Below are 15,137 nucleotides of genomic sequence, written 5' to 3'. Positions count from 1 at the left end.
CCAAGGATGTGATGTCTGACAGTGACAATCCGTCATGTCACGTGCAAGCCCCGTCCCTGACAGACAGGGCAGTCAGCGCGCGCTTTGGTCTTCATGTCGCGGGTTTCGGCATAAAGTGCATCATAAATCAGCAGCCTGTTGCGCAGGCCGGTCCCCGCATCCACCAGCAGCTTCAGCGCCTCGACCGCCATCATGGATCCCACGACACCGGGCAACGGGCCCGCGACCCCCGCCTCGGCGCAGGTCGGCACCAGGTCAGGGGCCGGGGCTGCGGGGAACACGCAGGCAAAACAGGGCCCACCGCGCGCCGGATCGTACAGTCCCAGTTGCCCTTCCCATTGCGTCAGCGCGCCTGCGATCAGCGGCACGCCCGCGGCAACACAGGTTTCGTTGACCAGGTAGCGCGTCTCGAAATTATCGCAGCCGTCCAGCACCAGATCGAAATCCGCGATCAGGTCGGCGGCGATCTCGGGCGTCAGACGGCGGTGATAGGGGCGCAGCTTGACATGCGGGTTCAGTTCCAGGATCGCCTGTTTCGCGGCCGCCACCTTGGGTGTGCCGATCCAGGCGTCGCGGTGAATGACCTGCCGTTGCAGATTACTGGCGTCGACGTCGTCATCGTCGATCACACCGATCGTCCCGACACCGCTGGCGGCCAGATACATCAGCGCAGGCGACCCAAGCCCGCCGGCCCCCACCACCAGAACACGCGCGCCCTGGAGCGTCGCCTGCCCGGTCCCGCCGATTTCGCGCAGCATGATGTGCCGGGCATAGCGTGTCAGTTCGGTTTCGGTAAATCCCTTACGCGGGGCCTGTGTTTCAACGGGCTGCACCCGCGCCTTGAGACGACGCAGGATCAAGGAATAGCCCTTGATCAGGATACCGGCGGCGATCAGCAGCAACCACAGGCGGGCATCCCCGCCCGTGGCCTGCCGCAGCGCATTGTCCGCAGGCAGAACGAGGTGGGTCAGGATCACCACGCCCAGCAGGACAAATGTCATGATCCAGCGCCCACGGCGCGGAGCCTTCATGACGGCACCGATCCCCCAGATCGCGCCAATCATCGCAAAAACCATGATCATCAGTCAGTCCCCGTCGATCCAAATCCGCCAGCACCGCGCGCGGTATCTGTCAGGGAACCTAGGGCAAACTGCGCCTGAACAACCGGGGCCGCGACAAGTTGCGCCACCCGCATCCCGTGGCTGACCACAAAGGGCATATCGCCAAGGTTCACCAGCAGAACGCCAACCTCGCCCCGGTAATCGCTGTCAATGGTGCCGGGTGCGTTCACCACAGTCACACCGTGTTTCAGCGCAAGACCCGACCGTGGCCGCACCTGCACCTCGAACCCTTCTGGGATTGCCATGCGCAGACCCGTGGGCACCACTGCGCGCGCGCCAGGGGCCAGCGTCAGTGTGCCGCGATCAGCAAGGTTTGCACAAACATCCGCACCCGCCGCACCACCCGTCGCATAAAACGGCAGCGGCAGGTCACGATCCGCCCCATCGACAAAGGCAACGTTGATCCTCAAGCGCCGGTCCTACCTTCTTCTGGTCAAAAATATCCGCCCCGCCGGCGAGGCGTCCCGCAGCCTCATGCCAGCGCCTCGGCCAGTTTCTGTGCCAAACGCCGCGCGACCTGTCCCTTGTCCATGCGAGGCCAGTCCTCGGCCCCGGCCTCGGTGATCAGGGTCACGGCATTTTCCGATCCGCCCATGATCCCCGTCCCCTCGGACACATCATTGGCGACGATCCAGTCGCAGCCCTTGCGCAGGCGTTTGGCGGTGGCATTGGCCAGAACATCCTGCGTTTCGGCAGCAAAGCCGACAACAAGCCGGGGACGGTCCTGATCCAGCCCCGCGACCGTCGCCAGGATGTCGGGGTTTTCGGCAAAGGACAGTGATGGCAGGCCGTCCTTGGTTTTCTTGATCTTCTGGTCGCCTGCATTGGCGACATGCCAATCCGCGACAGCGGCGGCAAAGACGCCCGCATCGGCAGGCAGCGCTGCCATGACGGCCGCGTGCATCTGCCGCGCGGTCTGCACCGCCACGACCTGCACACCCTGCGGGGGCGGCACATCCGCAGGACCGGTCACGAATGTCACCTGCGCACCCAGTGCAGCCAGCGCCACGGCAATCGCCGTGCCCTGCGCCCCGGAGGAACGGTTCGCAATATAGCGTACCGGGTCGATCGGTTCGTGCGTCGGACCGGAAGTCACGATCACATGCTTGCCCGCCAATGGTCCGTCCGCCAGCTGCGCCCGGATGGCGTCCATGATCGCCTCTGGTTCTGCCAGACGACCGGGGCCGTATTCACCGCAAGCCATGTCGCCCTCATCCGGTCCCACAAAACGGACGCCATCGCCGCGCAACGTGGTCAGGTTGCGTTGGGTTGCAGGGTGGTTCCACATGCGCACGTTCATCGCGGGTGACATCAGCACGGGCGTGTCGGTCGCCAGCAAGAGCGTCGTCGCCAGATCACGCGCCAGACCGCTGGCTGCCTGCGCCATCAGATCGGCAGTCGCAGGTGCCACGACGATCAGGTCCGCCACGCGCGACAGCTGGATATGGCCCATCTCGGCCTCGTCGGTCAGATCGAACAGGTGATCATAGACCTTTTCCCCGGCCAGCGATGCAACACTGAGGGGGGTCACAAATTCCGACGCCGCACGCGTCATTACGGGCGTAACGCTGGCACCCGAGGCCCGCAGCAACCGGATCAGCAACAGCGACTTGTAGGCCGCGATACCGCCACCGATGATCAAGAGGATTCGTTTGCCATGCAACATGAGGTGCCCCGCCTGTGGTCGATACAGGTGTAGGCAGGCCGGACGCCTGATGCAACGGCGGCTAGTTCGCCAGCATCAGGCAAGGGTCATCGCGCGGGATCGGTTGCGTCACATGGACCGCATCGAATGGCGCATCGCCGGGGTCGGTCTCGAACTGGCCCAGCGCCCAGACGGTCAGTTCGGGTGCCAAGGTCGCCAGCAGCGCAGGCACCGCAGTGTCAATGCGGGCATGACCGTTACCTGTGATCACGACAACCGGCCCGCCGGTGTCGTCAAACGCATCACGCGTGGCAAGCGCCAGGGCCGCGTCCCGCAGGCGCTGCGCCTCGACCATGCCGGGCAGCATGTCCTCTGGCAGCATCCCGCAGTGGGCATCGCGTTGATCGGCAATCAGCCCGTCATAGTCGGGTCCAAAGTTTGTCCACAGGTTGAAACCCGTGACGCCTATACCCAGCACATCGGCTGCACTGCCTTGCATCGCGGCCATCAGGTCATCGCGGTCCACATCGGCCCCGACAATGACCGCATCCGGTGCCGCCAGAAAGATGGGGTGATACATCGCGAAATCCGGCCAGCCTTTTTCCGACCAACGCAAGGTCTCCGCCAGCGCTTCGACATCGGTGATCTGCGTCACCGCATCTGCATCCGCCGGACTGATCATTTCGAACACCAGCGCGCTGGGCGCGATCCGTGCCGTCAGGTCCGCTTGCATGGCATGATGATCGGGGTTGTCATGCAGTTCACCCAACACGAAAACGTCGGCCCGTGGTAGCGGACCGACGTCAGCGGCAACAGGTGTCGCAAGGCAAACAGCCGCGATCAGGCGGATCATGCGAGAAAGTTCATGACTTCCCGGCTCTGGCTCTCGAGGTTCTTTCGCATCTTGCCGAAGGCAGCGGCCTCCAGCTGACGCACGCGTTCCTTCGACAGCCCAAGCTCTGTCCCCAGACTTTCGAGGGTGCGGGGGTCATCGCGGATCTTGCGTTCGCGCACGATGAACCGTTCGCGGTCGTTCAGGTCGGACAATGCCGCCAGCAACCAGCCACGCAGACGTTCGTTGTCATGCGACAGTTCCACGTTTTCCGCCGCCTGAGAGCTGTCGTCCTGCAACGCATCAATCCACTCGCGCCCTTCGTCTTCGGAGGACTGGGTCGCGTTCAGCGAATAGTCGGACCCGGACAGACGACCTTCCATCATTTCGACGTCGTGCAGCGGAACGCCCACCTCGGTCGAAATCAACTGGCGCATGACGTGCCCTTCAAGCTTGCGACCTTCGGCCGCAGCTTCGCGTTCCAGACGCGCCTGTACCCGGCGCATGTTGAAAAACAGGGATTTCTGGCTGGACGTGGACCCGGTGCGCACCATCGACCAGTTGCGCATCACATAGTCCTGGATGGATGCCTTGATCCACCAGACCGCATAGGTCGAAAAGCGCACGCCGCGATCGGGATCAAATTTTTCGGCCGCCTTCATGAGACCTACAGAGGCCTCCTGAATGAGGTCGTTCATCGGAGCACCATAGCGTTTGAACTTGGCCGCCATCGAAATGGCCAAACGCATGTAAGCGGTGATCAGGCGGTGCAGGCTTTCCTCGCATCGCTCGTCGCGCCAGGCATAGGCCAGTCTGAGTTCTGTTTCCGCATCCAGCAATTCGGCCTTCATTGCTGTGCGTGAGAGTTTCTGATCTGAAAATCCATCAAACGCCATTGGTCATCCCCCTGAAGCTTGCTGTTTGTCATTCCGAACGGGTACAGCTTGAACTTGGGTTGAGAACGCGACGAAAGCATTAAAGTTCCATGAAAAAGTTGGCCAAAGTTACTTTCGTTCTAGGCGGTGCCAACTCTGGCAAGTCTGCCTATGCAGAGGCGCTCTTGCCCGAGACTGGATTTTCAAGGGTTTACGTTGCGACAGCCCAGGCCTTTGACGATGAGATGCGGGCGAAAATTGCAGCCCACCTCCTGCAACGCGGACCGGACTGGACCACGATAGAGGCCCCGATGGATGCGCCGCAGGTCCTGCGTGCGCAATCGCCGGACGCCGTGGTGCTCTTGGACTGTGTCACGTTGTGGCTAACCAACGTGATATTGGCAGAGGCGGATGTGGACCGCGCCTGTGCCGATCTGCTGGATGCGATTGCCGCCTGCCCCTGCCCCGTCGTCGTGGTCTCCAACGAGGTGGGCATGGGTATTGTCCCGGATAACGCGCTGTCGCGCAGGTTCCGTACGGCACAGGGCCGCCTGAACCGCGACCTGGCTGCACAGGCCGATCAGGTGGTCGCCGTGATGGCTGGCCTGCCATTGATGCTCAAGGCCGCACCATGACGACGCTCTGGCTGGTCCGGCATGGGCCCACGCATCAAAAATCCATGACCGGTTGGCGTGATGTGCCGGCGGATCTGTCAGACCGGGCAGCGCTGGCGCGTCTTGCCGGCCACCTGCCAATTGGACCGGTGATATCGTCGGATCTGATCCGCGCCGTGACCACGGCAGATGCGATCCAGGGCGACCGCCTGCGTCTGCCCCATGACCCGGCATTGCGCGAAATCGACTTTGGTGCCTGGGACGGCCTGCACCATACACAGGTCAGTGCCCGCGACCCGGTGCTGTCCCGTCAGTTCTGGGAACAGCCCGGTGACCTGCGCGCGCCCGACGGCGAGAGCTGGAACGACCTGACGCATAGGGTCACCGCGGCAATTGACGCGCTGATTGCGGTCCATGCCCCGCAACATCTGATCGTGGTGGCCCACATGGGCGTGATCATGTCGCAATTCACCCGCGCCGGGGGCAGTGCCTATCAGGCGATGGGCCACAGCATCGACCCGCTCAGTGTCAGCAGGATGGACCGGGGCATCGACGGCTGGACGCTGGGTGCGGTCAATCACCGCCCTTGATGGCCCCCATCACGGATAACCGTTGGCGCGACGCCACATTTGCCCGCTAAAATGGATTAACATCAAGGAGATCCGCCATGACCTACGACCTGTTTATCGGAGACCGCACGTTTTCCAGCTGGTCCCTGCGCGGATGGTTGATGCTTGAAGCTTTTGATCTGCCGTACCGTAGCCATGTGGTGGGGCTCTATTCCGGGACGATGGCAGCTGACCTTGCTGATCTGGCTCCGGCACGGACCGTCCCGGTCCTGCGGACGCCGCGGGGACACGTGCTGACCGACAGCATCGCCATGGCCGAAACACTGGCCGAGGCGCATCCTCAGGCCGGTCTGTACCCGGCCGATCCCGGCGCACGCGCGCTGGCCCGGTCGCTCGTGGCCGAGATGCACAGCGGATTTGCAGCCCTGCGCGGCGATTGCCCGATGATGCTGGCCCACGGCTGGCAGGGGTTCACCCCCGGACCGGACGTGCTGGCCGATCTGGCGCGCTTGGAAACACTCTGGGCGCTGGCCCGTGCGCGCCATGAGGCAGGTGGTCCCTGGCTGTTCGGGACCTATTCGCTGGCGGATGTTTTCTATGCGCCCGCGGCATTGCGCATCGCCACATACGACCTGCCGGTGTCTGACGCGGCGCAGGCCTATGTTGCCGCCCACTTGAACGATCCGCTGATCCGGCAATGGCGGGCGATGGGGCTGACGCAGAGCTACGATCCGATGCCCTATGCGATGGACCTGCCCAAACGCCCCTGGCCCGGCCCCGCGCCACTGCACGCCCGCGCCGTCGATCAGGGCACAGCCGAAAACCGGACCTGCCCTTATTCGGGGGATCCCGTGACCCACCTCATGACCATGGACGGACGCACGTTCGGATTTTGCAACGCGTTTTGCCGCGACAAGACCGTGGCCGATCCTGCTGCATGGCCAAAATTCATGGCACTGGTCTGACCTTCTTCTGGTCAGAAATATCCCGGGGGGCCGCAGGCGGGGGCAGCGCCCCCTCCGACATCGAAATCAGCCCGGCTTTAACCAATTAACAACGATCTCGCAGTCAACTGGCACGGCAACCACCACAGGCCGCCATGACCGCCCTTGCCTATACAGTCGCCTTTGACGGCATCGACGCGCGGCTGGTGCAGGTGCAATGCGCCATCACCCCCGGACTGCCGGCCTTTGCCATCGTGGGATTGCCGGACAAGGCTGTATCAGAGGCACGCGAGCGTGTGCGGGCGGCCCTCGCAGCCCTTGCCATCGCGTTGCCCAGCGCACGGATCAGCATCAACCTGTCGCCCGCCGACATCCTCAAGGAAGGGTCGCATTTCGATCTGCCCATCGCCCTGGCGGTGCTGGGGGCCATCGACATCCTGCCCAAGGATGACATCGCCGCCACCGTGGCCTTGGGCGAGCTGTCGCTGAACGGCGCATTGGTGCCGGTGACAGGCGCACTGCCCGCCGCCGTGGCCGCCGGGTCAGAGGATCGCGCGTTGATGTGTCCGCAGCCCTGCGGTGCAGAGGCCGCCTGGGTGGACAGCGTCCGCGTCCTGGCCCCTGCCACGCTGTCGCAAGCCATCGACCATTTCACCGGACGCCGCGTGCTGGACCCTGCCGAGGCAGGCGAGGTCACCCAACACAGCGGCGCGCGTTGCCTGTCCGAGGTCAAGGGCCAGGAACGTGCGAAACGTGCACTGGAAATCGCGGCGGCCGGGCGGCACCATCTGATGATGGTCGGCACGCCGGGATCAGGCAAATCCATGCTCGCCGCCCGCCTGCCCGGTCTGTTGCCGCCGCTGACGCCGGTCGAGGCGCTGGAAACCTCGATGATCCATTCCGTCGCGGGATTGCTGACCGAGGGCGGCATCAACCGCACGCGACCCTTTCGCGAACCGCATCACACCGCATCCACCCCCGCAATCGTCGGCGGCGGGCGCGGGGCCAAACCGGGCGAAATCAGCCTCGCGCACAATGGTGTGCTGTTCATGGACGAATTCCCCGAATTTCCGCGCCAGGTGCTGGAAACGCTGCGGCAACCCATCGAGACGGGCGAGGTGGTGGTTGCCCGCGCCAATGCGCACGTCCGCTATCCCTGCCGGTTCATGCTGGTGGCGGCGGCGAACCCTTGCAAATGTGGGTATCTGCCCGATCCGGCCCGCGCCTGCGGGCGCGCACCCGTCTGTGGCGACGATTACCTTGGACGCATTTCCGGGCCACTGATGGATCGTTTCGATTTGCGGGTCGAGGTGCCGCCCGTGGCCTATACCGACCTCGACTTGCCCGCGACAGGCGAAACATCACAGGTAATCGCACAGCGCATTGCCGGTGCGCGCCGCATCCAGACGGATCGCTATGCCGCAGAATCCGCGATGTGGTCCAACGCCGACGCACAGGGCGACGTGCTAGAGGCGGTTGCCACCCCTGACGATGCAGGCCGCGCGTTGCTGCGCGACGTGGCCGAACGCTTTGGCCTGTCCGCGCGGGGATATCACCGCGTGCTGCGCGTCGCCCGCACGATTGCCGATCTCGAATCCAGTAATGACGTGGGCCGCGCCCATATCGCCGAGGCCGTCAGCTTTCGATTGACCCTGACTAAGGAGGTCTAGTTTCCCGACCCATTGGTCCGGTGCCTAGGTCACCTTTTTCACGAATTGCGATTTCAGGCCCATCTGGCCAAATCCGGGAACCTTGCAATCGATATCGTGATCGCCGTCCACCAGACGGATATTGCTGACCTTTGTGCCGACCTTGACCACACCAGACCCGCCCTTGAGGCGCAGATCCTTGATCACGGTGACCGTGTCGCCATCCGCCAGCGGGTTGCCGACCGCATCGCGCACCACGTCAGCGGCGGTATCCGCGGCTGACCACGCATGGCCGCAGGCGGGACAATTTAGCAAGGCATCAACCGCATATGTCATGTCGGCAGCACATTCGGGGCACGGTGGCAGGGTATCATCCATCTGCACCGCCTAGACCACCGGCGTGCCACGCACAACAAAACACCCGCCACGCAGATGCGGGCGGGTGTTTTTTCGATGTCCGTTTTCGCGGGTCAGGTCAGCCTTTGGCCTCCAGCGCCTCAATCCGCGCAAGAAGGGCCGCGTTCTCTTCGCGCGCCTTTTGCGCCATGGCGCGGACGGCGTCGAATTCTTCGCGCGTGACGAAATCACGGTCGGCCAGCCAGCGGTCCATCATGCCCGAGATGGCGTTGTTCGCCTCGTCCTTGGCACCTTGGGCCACGCCCATCGCGTTGGTCATCAATTGGCTGATGTCGTCGAAAATCTTGCCGCGTTGTTGCATGGTATCCACCTGCGCTGAGGAATTTGTTATCCTATATATGGGCGGCGGCGCGCCTGTATTCAAGCGCGGCTGGTTGACTTCACCCGCGCCCGATTACACAGATGGCGGCATGTTGGCCGCCCTTCCCTTTCCCGATATCTCGCCCGAGGTATTTTCGATCGACCTGTTCGGGCGCAGTTTTGCCCTGCGCTGGTATGCGCTGGCCTATATCGTGGGCATCGCCGTCGGCTATCAGATGATCAAGCAGGCGCTGAACCGCCCCGCGCTGTGGCGCGGTGAACCGCCGGTCGCGGCGGCGCGGCTGGAAGATTACCTGACCTACATCGTGGTAGGCGTGATCGCGGGCGGGCGTCTGGGCTACTGCCTGTTCTACCAACCCGCCTACTACCTAGCCAATCCACTGGAAATTCCCGCGATCTGGACCGGCGGGATGTCGTTTCACGGCGGTTTTCTGGGGGTCGTCCTGGCAGTCTATCTGTTCAGCCGCCGCAATGGCGCGTCGTTCGGGTCGATGGCGGACGTGACCTGTCTGGCTGCGACACCCGCGATCCTGCTGGTGCGCGTCGCGAATTTCGTCAACGGAGAGCTTTGGGGGCGTCCGACCGACGTGCCCTGGGCCGTCGTGTTTCCCGGGGCTGCGGCACAGGACTGTGGCGACACACTGGGGCTGTGCGCACGGCACCCCAGCCAATTGTACGAATCCGCACTCGAAGGGTTGGTGCTGGGTGCGATCCTGCTGTTTCTTGTATACCGCCGTGGCGGGTTGAAGGCACCTTGGTTCATCACCGGCGTGTTCTGCGCGGGCTATGCGCTGGCGCGGTTCATGATCGAATTCGTACGCCAGCCCGATGCGCAGTTTCAGGGCCCGGGCAACCCGCTGGGCTGGGCGCTGGATTTCGGCGCATGGGGTCTGACGATGGGCCAATTGCTCAGCCTGCCGATGATCCTGTTTGGTCTGACACTGATCGTTCTGTCCCGCCGATGACACTGGCTGATCGTCTGATGGCGCGCATCGCCACTGACGGCCCGATGACATTGGCCGACTACATGTCCACCTGCCTGCTGGACCCCACCGACGGCTATTACGCGACCCGCGACCCGCTCGGGGCGGCTGGCGATTTCATCACCGCGCCCGAGATCAGCCAGATGTTCGGAGAGCTGATCGGCCTCGCGCTGGCGCAGGCGTGGATGGATCAGGGATCGCCTGCGCGTTTTTCGCTGGCTGAACCGGGACCGGGGCGCGGCACGCTGATGGCGGATATCCTGCGCGCTACAGCACGGGTGCCGGGATTCCGCGATGCCGCAGAGGTCCATCTGATCGAGGCATCCCCGGTGCTGCGCGCGGCACAGGCGCAGATGGTGCCTGATGCGATCTGGCTGGATCATCTGGATGTCCTGCCTGCCCAGCCCCTGTTTCTGGTCGCCAACGAATTTTTCGACGCGCTGCCGATCCGGCAGTTCCAGCGCGACGGTCAGGGCTGGCGGGAACGTGTTGTGGGCCTGTCGGATGGCGCACTGACGCTGGGACTGACCGACCCCGCCCCGCTGGCAATGCTGGCGGACCGCCTGGACGACACCCGCGACGGCGACGTGGTCGAGGTCAGCACGCCTGCGCAGGACGCAGCACGCATCATCGGTGCGCGCATTGCAGGTCATGGTGGTGCTGCAATGATCGTGGATTACGGCGGCTGGACTAGTTTCGGCGACACGTTTCAGGCGGTGCAGGCGCACCAGCCCGTCGATCCCTTTGCGACTCCGGGGGCGGCGGACTTGACAGCGCATGTCGATTTCGCGGCCTTGGCGCAGGCAGCACAGCCTGCGCTGCACAGCAAACTGACGCCACAAGGCGTGTTTCTCGAACGCCTCGGGATCAGCAACCGGGCGCAGGCGCTTGCCAAAGGTTTGAGCGAACCCGCACGCGAAACCCTGATTTCGGCCCACCGACGGTTGACCCACCCCGCCGAAATGGGTGACCTATTCAAGGTATTGGGCCTGTATGCCGCAGGCAGCACGCCGCCACCGGGACTGACCGCATGACACTTGCCCCGATTACCGACGATGCCCTGGCACCCTTGCGCCACGGTTTTTTCACCCGCAAGGGCGGTGCGTCCTCTGGTATCTACGCATCGCTCAATTGCGGGATCGGCAGCGCCGATCAGTCGGAAATCGTGGCGATCAACCGTGAACGGGTCGCAGGTCACATGGGGGTCGACCCGGATTGGCTGGTGGGTGTCTATCAGGTGCATTCGCCCGATGTGGTGGCCGTCACGGGGCCATCGACCACACTGCCCAAGGCCGACGGGATCGTCACGGCCACCCCCGGTGTCGCCCTGTGCACCCTGACCGCCGATTGCCAGCCCGTGCTGTTCGCCGATGCGCAAGCGCGGGTGATCGGCGCGGCCCACGCCGGCTGGAAAGGCGCGCTGTCGGGCGTTTTGGAAAACACGATCGACGCGATGGTGGCACTGGGCGCGGACCGGGCGCGGATCAGCGCCGTCATCGGACCATCCATCAGCCAGGCCGCCTATGAGGTCGGACCGGAATTCATGGATGCCTTTTTGACCGAAGACGACGCCAACAGCCGGTTCTTTGCCAATGGGGCCGGCGACAGGCTGCATTTCGATCTGCCCGCCTACGGGTTGCACCGGCTGCGCGGTGCCGGGATCGGCCATGCATCATGGACGCGGCACTGCACCTATGCGGACCCTGCGCGATTCTTCAGCTATCGCAGGTCCACCCATGCCAATGATGCAGATTACGGGCGCATGATTGCGTCCATCGTGCTGGATTAGGGCCGCTTTGCGGCGGCATGCCGCCGCCGTTTCGCCACAAAACGCGAAACAATGCACGGGCCGAGGGCCGCATTGACCCAAAATTCAGCACAAAAACACTGAAAACATCGTGTTTCGTATGCGGCAACAACGTTGCCAAAGTTCATCCGCCCCTGCCTGCAAAAAAACTGAAAATCCCGATCGATTGTCCAATTGCTGCCCATTCCCGGGGTGAAACTGTTTCCAATCCCGCAGAAAAGTGCGGGCTTTTTGAAACAGAGGACCGAGACCATGAGCAAATCACGCTGGATGAAGAACACCATCGCCGAAGCCGAGAAATGCACGACCAAGATGCCCTGGGAGCGCGGATTGCGCCGTCAGGCCATGATCGCGCGCCGGCTTGAAACCGAAGGTCGCGACAAGAAGATCTCTCTGGCACCGCTTCCCGAAGGCATGTCGCTGGCAGGCTAGGCCGCGCACCGATTTCCCGACGACCGGCTGCTTCCCCTCGGCCGGTCCACTGCCCCCGTGCGGACCACCTCTGGCCGCACGGGCTTTTTCCACCACACCAGAGGGACGCGTTGGCCCGTCAGATGGCGGTAAAATCATCCGCCAGGGCGCGAACCACGGCGCACAGCGCGTCATGGGTGTCAGCACCCCCATCCATTGCAGAATGATACAGCGCCCGCTGGCGATCCGCGTCGGTTCCCGACCTTGCGATATCGGCAATCCGCGACGCCTCGGCCACGCTATCCAGCGCCAACATATCCTCTGAAATCAGGTCCAGCAGTTCGTCCATCAGCTGCGGCATCGGCACGATCCGATCGGCTGCGCTGTCGATCAGGCCAGCCGAGACACCGTATCGCTGCGCGCGCCAGCGATTTTCCTGCACCATGATCGGGTCGGATTCCCGCCAGGGCTGTCCATTGCGGGTGCGCCGCCATAACGTCCGGGTCAGCGCCTGCACGACCGCCGCGATCGTCAGCGTATCTGCGAGGCGCGGTGAGACATCGCAAATCCGTGTCTCGAGCGTGGGAAATTTGCCCGACGGGCGCAAATCCCACCATATCTTGGACGAATCCTCGATCACACCAAGCCCGACCAGGCGCTGGACCCGCGACTCCCAGTCCGCCCAGTCCCGCAAACGCGGTGGCAACCCCGTCCGCGGCATGGAATCGAAAACCGCCATGCGATAGCTGGCAAGCCCGGTGTCCCTGCCCTGCCAGAACGGCGAAGACGCGGACAAGGCCAGAAGATGCGGCAGAAAATAGGACAGCTGGTTCATCAGCGCGATGCGACTGTCCTGATCGGGCAACCCCACGTGAACGTGCATGCCACCGATCAACATGCGTCGTGCGACCGCCCCCAGATCATCGTCCAGCTGTTCATAGCGCGGCTTGTCCGTGCGGCCCTGCTGTTTCCAATCACCAAAAGGATGGCAAGAGGCCGCGACAGGCCGTAGCCCATGATCTGCGGCCAGTTCCGCAACGGTTCTGCGCAAATGCCCCAGATCGGCGCGTGCCTCGGCGATGGTTGCGCAGATTCCGGTTCCGACCTCGACCTGGCAGTTCAGGAATTCGGTGCTGACCTGATTCCCCAGCGCCCCGGTCAGTGCCGCCATCAGCGAATCCGGTGCTGCAACCAGGTCAAACGTATCTGCGTCGACCAGCAGATATTCCTCTTCGATCCCAATGGTGAATTCAGGCAACTGTGTCACGTCTGTGCTTTCCCTCGTGATTCCCGCCGCGTGCAGACCTTTGATTCGGCCAAATATGGCAAAATTTCCCGTCATTCCCTCAACAATCGCCGTCAAGACGGAGAACTATCGCCGGTCACAACTCAATCCTGCGAATAGTTTGACGAAATGCGGCGGATAACGCCTTAATCAACCCAACAGCAACGATCTCCTCAGATGTTGTCGGTGGGGCCGACAGATGATGTGACAAGCCAGATGGTGCGACACATGTTAAATCAGTCCCTCCCGCGGTCCGCGTCTTATGCGCCGCAACGAAATACGACCCCGGTTTCCTCAGACCGGACAGCTGGTCTGGATGGACAATCTCGACGCGTGAAGCCTCTCATGCGTCGCTACGAGATTGTCCATCTGACTCCCTCTTCTGACATTGATGATGTGACCCGGATTGCCCCGGCAATACCTCTTTTTGAAGATTGCTTTGCCGCGATTGGACGCGGCGCGATCGTTACCACGGACACCGGCCCCTGCGCGGTCGAGGACCTGTGGCCCGGCGACCGTGTGATGACGACCAGTCACGGTATGGTTCAGCTCTTGTGGAAAGGCTGCATGCAGATCGTACCGGGTGCGCAGAACGCAAATCCCGAAATGGGAACAATGACGCGATTGACGCAGGACGCACTGGGCTACCGCAAACCGAATGCGGACCTCGTGCTTGGCCCGGCCGCACGCATTGCCCACCGTCACAACATGAGCAAGCGTCTGTCCGGCGACGAGGTATCGTTCATCCCCGCGCGTGATTTCATCGACCAGTCCGCGATCGTCGAACTGCATCCGGCCACGGCGGTCGATGTCTATCAGCTGGGGTTTCGCGAACATGCCAGCATCCTCATCAGCGGCGGTCTGGAGGTTGAATCGCTGCACCCGGGCCTGCCGCACCTGCTCAAGCTGCGCAATGACGGCCGCGAGCTGTTGATGTCGATGTTTCCGCACATGCAACAGCTGGGCGACTTCGGCCCGCTACTGCATCCACGCCTGCATCTGCGCGATCTGGACCTGTCATCCATTGCATGAGGCCTATGTCGCAGGACATGTCGTCCGGCGGATAGGCATACGCTCATGACGGGTGGTATCAGGCGTCTTTTGCCAGTCGCGCCTCGAGCACATCGAACGGCACGCCCGGCTCATCCTTGGCACCACGGATCACGAGGGATGTCTTGACGCTTGCCACGTTGGGCGCGCTGGTCAGTTCCTCGGTCAGGAAACGCTGAAAGGTCCGCAGGTCGGGGGCCACGCATTTCAGGATAAAATCGACCTCGCCATTTAGCATATGACATTCGCGTACCAGCGGCCAATGTTCGCAACGCCCCTCGAATGCCGACAGATCGGCCTCGGCCTGACTGACCAGACCGACCATGGCAAACACCTGAACCTCGAACCCCAGTTCGCGCGGATCGACCTCGGCGTGATAGCCGAGAATATAGCCCTGCTCCTCCAGCGTGCGGACACGGCGCAGGCAGGGCGGCGCGCTGATGCCGACCCGTTTTGCCAATTCCACATTGGTCATCCGGCCATCGGCCTGGAGTTCTGCAAGAATCATCCGGTCGATTTCGTCCAGCTTTGCACCCGGCATTTTGGGGGGTCTCTCCTTGTTGTTGCTTTGATTACTACGACCAAAGGCAAACCTGCGCAACAAAGTTTCATTG

The 15,137-nt window shown here is 63.0% G+C and carries 18 protein-coding genes; 9 read left to right on the top strand and 9 right to left on the bottom strand.

What is annotated here, in order from left to right:
* Positions 1-32: 32 nt before the first annotated feature.
* The 5 genes from BMX27_RS03585 to BMX27_RS03565 all read right to left on the bottom strand — a co-directional run bounded on the left by BMX27_RS03585 (position 33) and on the right by BMX27_RS03565 (position 4,494).
* A complete protein-coding gene (locus BMX27_RS03585; protein WP_090158486.1) occupies positions 33-1,082 on the bottom strand; it encodes a HesA/MoeB/ThiF family protein in 1,050 nt (349 codons plus the stop codon).
* Positions 1,082-1,531 carry a dUTP diphosphatase gene (gene dut / locus BMX27_RS03580; protein ID WP_090158485.1) on the bottom strand — a complete coding sequence of 150 codons (450 nt, stop codon included), beginning with the start codon at positions 1,529-1,531 and terminating at the stop codon, positions 1,082-1,084. The genes BMX27_RS03585 and dut overlap by 1 nt, the downstream gene beginning before the upstream one ends.
* A 62-nt stretch (positions 1,532-1,593) precedes the next feature.
* Positions 1,594-2,787 (bottom strand): bifunctional phosphopantothenoylcysteine decarboxylase/phosphopantothenate--cysteine ligase CoaBC, encoded by a 1,194-nt coding sequence (gene coaBC, locus BMX27_RS03575; RefSeq protein WP_090158484.1) that lies wholly within the window; start codon positions 2,785-2,787, stop codon positions 1,594-1,596.
* A gap of 61 nt (positions 2,788-2,848) precedes the next feature.
* Entirely contained in the window at positions 2,849-3,619 is a 771-nt protein-coding gene (locus tag BMX27_RS03570) for a ChaN family lipoprotein (protein WP_090158483.1), read from the bottom strand.
* Positions 3,616-4,494 carry an RNA polymerase factor sigma-32 gene (locus BMX27_RS03565; RefSeq protein ID WP_056032555.1) on the bottom strand — a complete coding sequence of 293 codons (879 nt, stop codon included), beginning with the start codon at positions 4,492-4,494 and terminating at the stop codon, positions 3,616-3,618. The genes BMX27_RS03570 and BMX27_RS03565 overlap by 4 nt, the downstream gene beginning before the upstream one ends.
* Before the next feature lie 89 nt (positions 4,495-4,583).
* Between BMX27_RS03565 and cobU the strand changes: the two genes are divergently transcribed.
* The 4 genes from cobU to BMX27_RS03545 all read left to right on the top strand — a co-directional run bounded on the left by cobU (position 4,584) and on the right by BMX27_RS03545 (position 8,270).
* Positions 4,584-5,108: a bifunctional adenosylcobinamide kinase/adenosylcobinamide-phosphate guanylyltransferase gene (gene cobU / locus BMX27_RS03560; RefSeq protein WP_090158482.1), complete on the top strand. Its 525-nt coding sequence runs from the start codon at positions 4,584-4,586 to the stop codon at positions 5,106-5,108.
* The gene (locus BMX27_RS03555; RefSeq protein WP_090158481.1) at positions 5,105-5,677 is read left to right on the top strand and encodes a histidine phosphatase family protein; all 573 of its coding nucleotides are present in this window, start codon (positions 5,105-5,107) and stop codon (positions 5,675-5,677) included. Before cobU ends, BMX27_RS03555 begins: the two co-directional genes overlap by 4 nt.
* Before the next feature lie 77 nt (positions 5,678-5,754).
* A complete protein-coding gene (locus BMX27_RS03550) occupies positions 5,755-6,621 on the top strand; it encodes a glutathione S-transferase (RefSeq protein ID WP_090158480.1) in 867 nt (288 codons plus the stop codon).
* A gap of 134 nt (positions 6,622-6,755) precedes the next feature.
* Positions 6,756-8,270 carry a YifB family Mg chelatase-like AAA ATPase gene (locus BMX27_RS03545; protein ID WP_090158479.1) on the top strand — a complete coding sequence of 505 codons (1,515 nt, stop codon included), beginning with the start codon at positions 6,756-6,758 and terminating at the stop codon, positions 8,268-8,270.
* A 24-nt stretch (positions 8,271-8,294) separates the two neighbouring features.
* Here BMX27_RS03545 and BMX27_RS03540 read toward each other — a convergent pair whose 3' ends face one another.
* Both BMX27_RS03540 and BMX27_RS03535 read right to left on the bottom strand, forming a co-directional pair.
* Positions 8,295-8,627 (bottom strand): zinc ribbon domain-containing protein YjdM, encoded by a 333-nt coding sequence (locus BMX27_RS03540; protein WP_090158478.1) that lies wholly within the window; start codon positions 8,625-8,627, stop codon positions 8,295-8,297.
* Between the two features lie 97 nt (positions 8,628-8,724).
* Entirely contained in the window at positions 8,725-8,967 is a 243-nt protein-coding gene (locus tag BMX27_RS03535) for an accessory factor UbiK family protein (protein WP_056032536.1), read from the bottom strand.
* 109 nt (positions 8,968-9,076) lie between these two features.
* Between BMX27_RS03535 and lgt the strand changes: the two genes are divergently transcribed.
* From lgt to BMX27_RS03510, 4 genes are all read left to right on the top strand, one after another.
* Complete coding sequence (lgt, locus tag BMX27_RS03530) at positions 9,077-9,952, top strand: prolipoprotein diacylglyceryl transferase (protein WP_090158739.1); 876 nt, start codon at positions 9,077-9,079, stop codon at positions 9,950-9,952.
* Positions 9,949-11,004: a class I SAM-dependent methyltransferase gene (locus BMX27_RS03525; RefSeq protein WP_090158477.1), complete on the top strand. Its 1,056-nt coding sequence runs from the start codon at positions 9,949-9,951 to the stop codon at positions 11,002-11,004. Before lgt ends, BMX27_RS03525 begins: the two co-directional genes overlap by 4 nt.
* Positions 11,001-11,759 carry a peptidoglycan editing factor PgeF gene (pgeF, locus tag BMX27_RS03520; RefSeq protein WP_090158476.1) on the top strand — a complete coding sequence of 253 codons (759 nt, stop codon included), beginning with the start codon at positions 11,001-11,003 and terminating at the stop codon, positions 11,757-11,759. The genes BMX27_RS03525 and pgeF overlap by 4 nt, the downstream gene beginning before the upstream one ends.
* 270 nt (positions 11,760-12,029) lie before the next feature.
* Complete coding sequence (locus BMX27_RS03510) at positions 12,030-12,209, top strand: hypothetical protein (RefSeq protein WP_090158474.1); 180 nt, start codon at positions 12,030-12,032, stop codon at positions 12,207-12,209.
* A 118-nt stretch (positions 12,210-12,327) separates the two neighbouring features.
* Here BMX27_RS03510 and BMX27_RS03505 read toward each other — a convergent pair whose 3' ends face one another.
* Complete coding sequence (locus BMX27_RS03505) at positions 12,328-13,455, bottom strand: carboxylate-amine ligase (protein WP_256212382.1); 1,128 nt, start codon at positions 13,453-13,455, stop codon at positions 12,328-12,330.
* Positions 13,456-13,818: 363 nt separating this feature from the next.
* On the opposite strand from BMX27_RS03505, the gene BMX27_RS03500 reads away from it, so the two are divergent.
* Positions 13,819-14,505 carry a Hint domain-containing protein gene (locus tag BMX27_RS03500; protein WP_177172634.1) on the top strand — a complete coding sequence of 229 codons (687 nt, stop codon included), beginning with the start codon at positions 13,819-13,821 and terminating at the stop codon, positions 14,503-14,505.
* A 58-nt stretch (positions 14,506-14,563) separates the two neighbouring features.
* Here BMX27_RS03500 and BMX27_RS03495 read toward each other — a convergent pair whose 3' ends face one another.
* Complete coding sequence (locus tag BMX27_RS03495; RefSeq protein WP_090158472.1) at positions 14,564-15,064, bottom strand: Lrp/AsnC family transcriptional regulator; 501 nt, start codon at positions 15,062-15,064, stop codon at positions 14,564-14,566.
* Positions 15,065-15,137: the final 73 nt, after the last annotated feature.

Source organism: Loktanella sp. DSM 29012 (assembly GCF_900110705.1).
Taxonomy (GTDB): domain Bacteria; phylum Pseudomonadota; class Alphaproteobacteria; order Rhodobacterales; family Rhodobacteraceae; genus Loktanella; species Loktanella gaetbuli.
The sequence above is the reverse complement of the archived record's forward strand: the minus strand, read 5'-3'. Positions and strand labels throughout refer to the sequence as shown.

Excerpts from the sequence above, each read along its gene's own strand:
- BMX27_RS03540 (WP_090158478.1), bottom strand. The coding sequence starts at position 8,627 with ATGGATGATACCCTGCCACCGTGCCCCGAATGTGCTGCCGACATGACA.
- BMX27_RS03565 (WP_056032555.1), bottom strand. The coding sequence starts at position 4,494 with ATGGCGTTTGATGGATTTTCAGATCAGAAACTCTCACGCACAGCAATG.
- coaBC (WP_090158484.1), bottom strand. The coding sequence starts at position 2,787 with ATGTTGCATGGCAAACGAATCCTCTTGATCATCGGTGGCGGTATCGCG.
- BMX27_RS03585 (WP_090158486.1), bottom strand. The coding sequence starts at position 1,082 with ATGATCATGGTTTTTGCGATGATTGGCGCGATCTGGGGGATCGGTGCC.
- BMX27_RS03495 (WP_090158472.1), bottom strand. The coding sequence starts at position 15,064 with ATGCCGGGTGCAAAGCTGGACGAAATCGACCGGATGATTCTTGCAGAA.
- BMX27_RS03510 (WP_090158474.1), top strand. The coding sequence starts at position 12,030 with ATGAGCAAATCACGCTGGATGAAGAACACCATCGCCGAAGCCGAGAAA.
- BMX27_RS03535 (WP_056032536.1), bottom strand. The coding sequence starts at position 8,967 with ATGCAACAACGCGGCAAGATTTTCGACGACATCAGCCAATTGATGACC.
- BMX27_RS03545 (WP_090158479.1), top strand. The coding sequence starts at position 6,756 with ATGACCGCCCTTGCCTATACAGTCGCCTTTGACGGCATCGACGCGCGG.
- BMX27_RS03525 (WP_090158477.1), top strand. The coding sequence starts at position 9,949 with ATGACACTGGCTGATCGTCTGATGGCGCGCATCGCCACTGACGGCCCG.
- BMX27_RS03570 (WP_090158483.1), bottom strand. The coding sequence starts at position 3,619 with ATGATCCGCCTGATCGCGGCTGTTTGCCTTGCGACACCTGTTGCCGCT.
- lgt (WP_090158739.1), top strand. The coding sequence starts at position 9,077 with ATGTTGGCCGCCCTTCCCTTTCCCGATATCTCGCCCGAGGTATTTTCG.
- BMX27_RS03555 (WP_090158481.1), top strand. The coding sequence starts at position 5,105 with ATGACGACGCTCTGGCTGGTCCGGCATGGGCCCACGCATCAAAAATCC.
- pgeF (WP_090158476.1), top strand. The coding sequence starts at position 11,001 with ATGACACTTGCCCCGATTACCGACGATGCCCTGGCACCCTTGCGCCAC.
- BMX27_RS03550 (WP_090158480.1), top strand. The coding sequence starts at position 5,755 with ATGACCTACGACCTGTTTATCGGAGACCGCACGTTTTCCAGCTGGTCC.
- cobU (WP_090158482.1), top strand. The coding sequence starts at position 4,584 with ATGAAAAAGTTGGCCAAAGTTACTTTCGTTCTAGGCGGTGCCAACTCT.
- BMX27_RS03500 (WP_177172634.1), top strand. The coding sequence starts at position 13,819 with ATGCGTCGCTACGAGATTGTCCATCTGACTCCCTCTTCTGACATTGAT.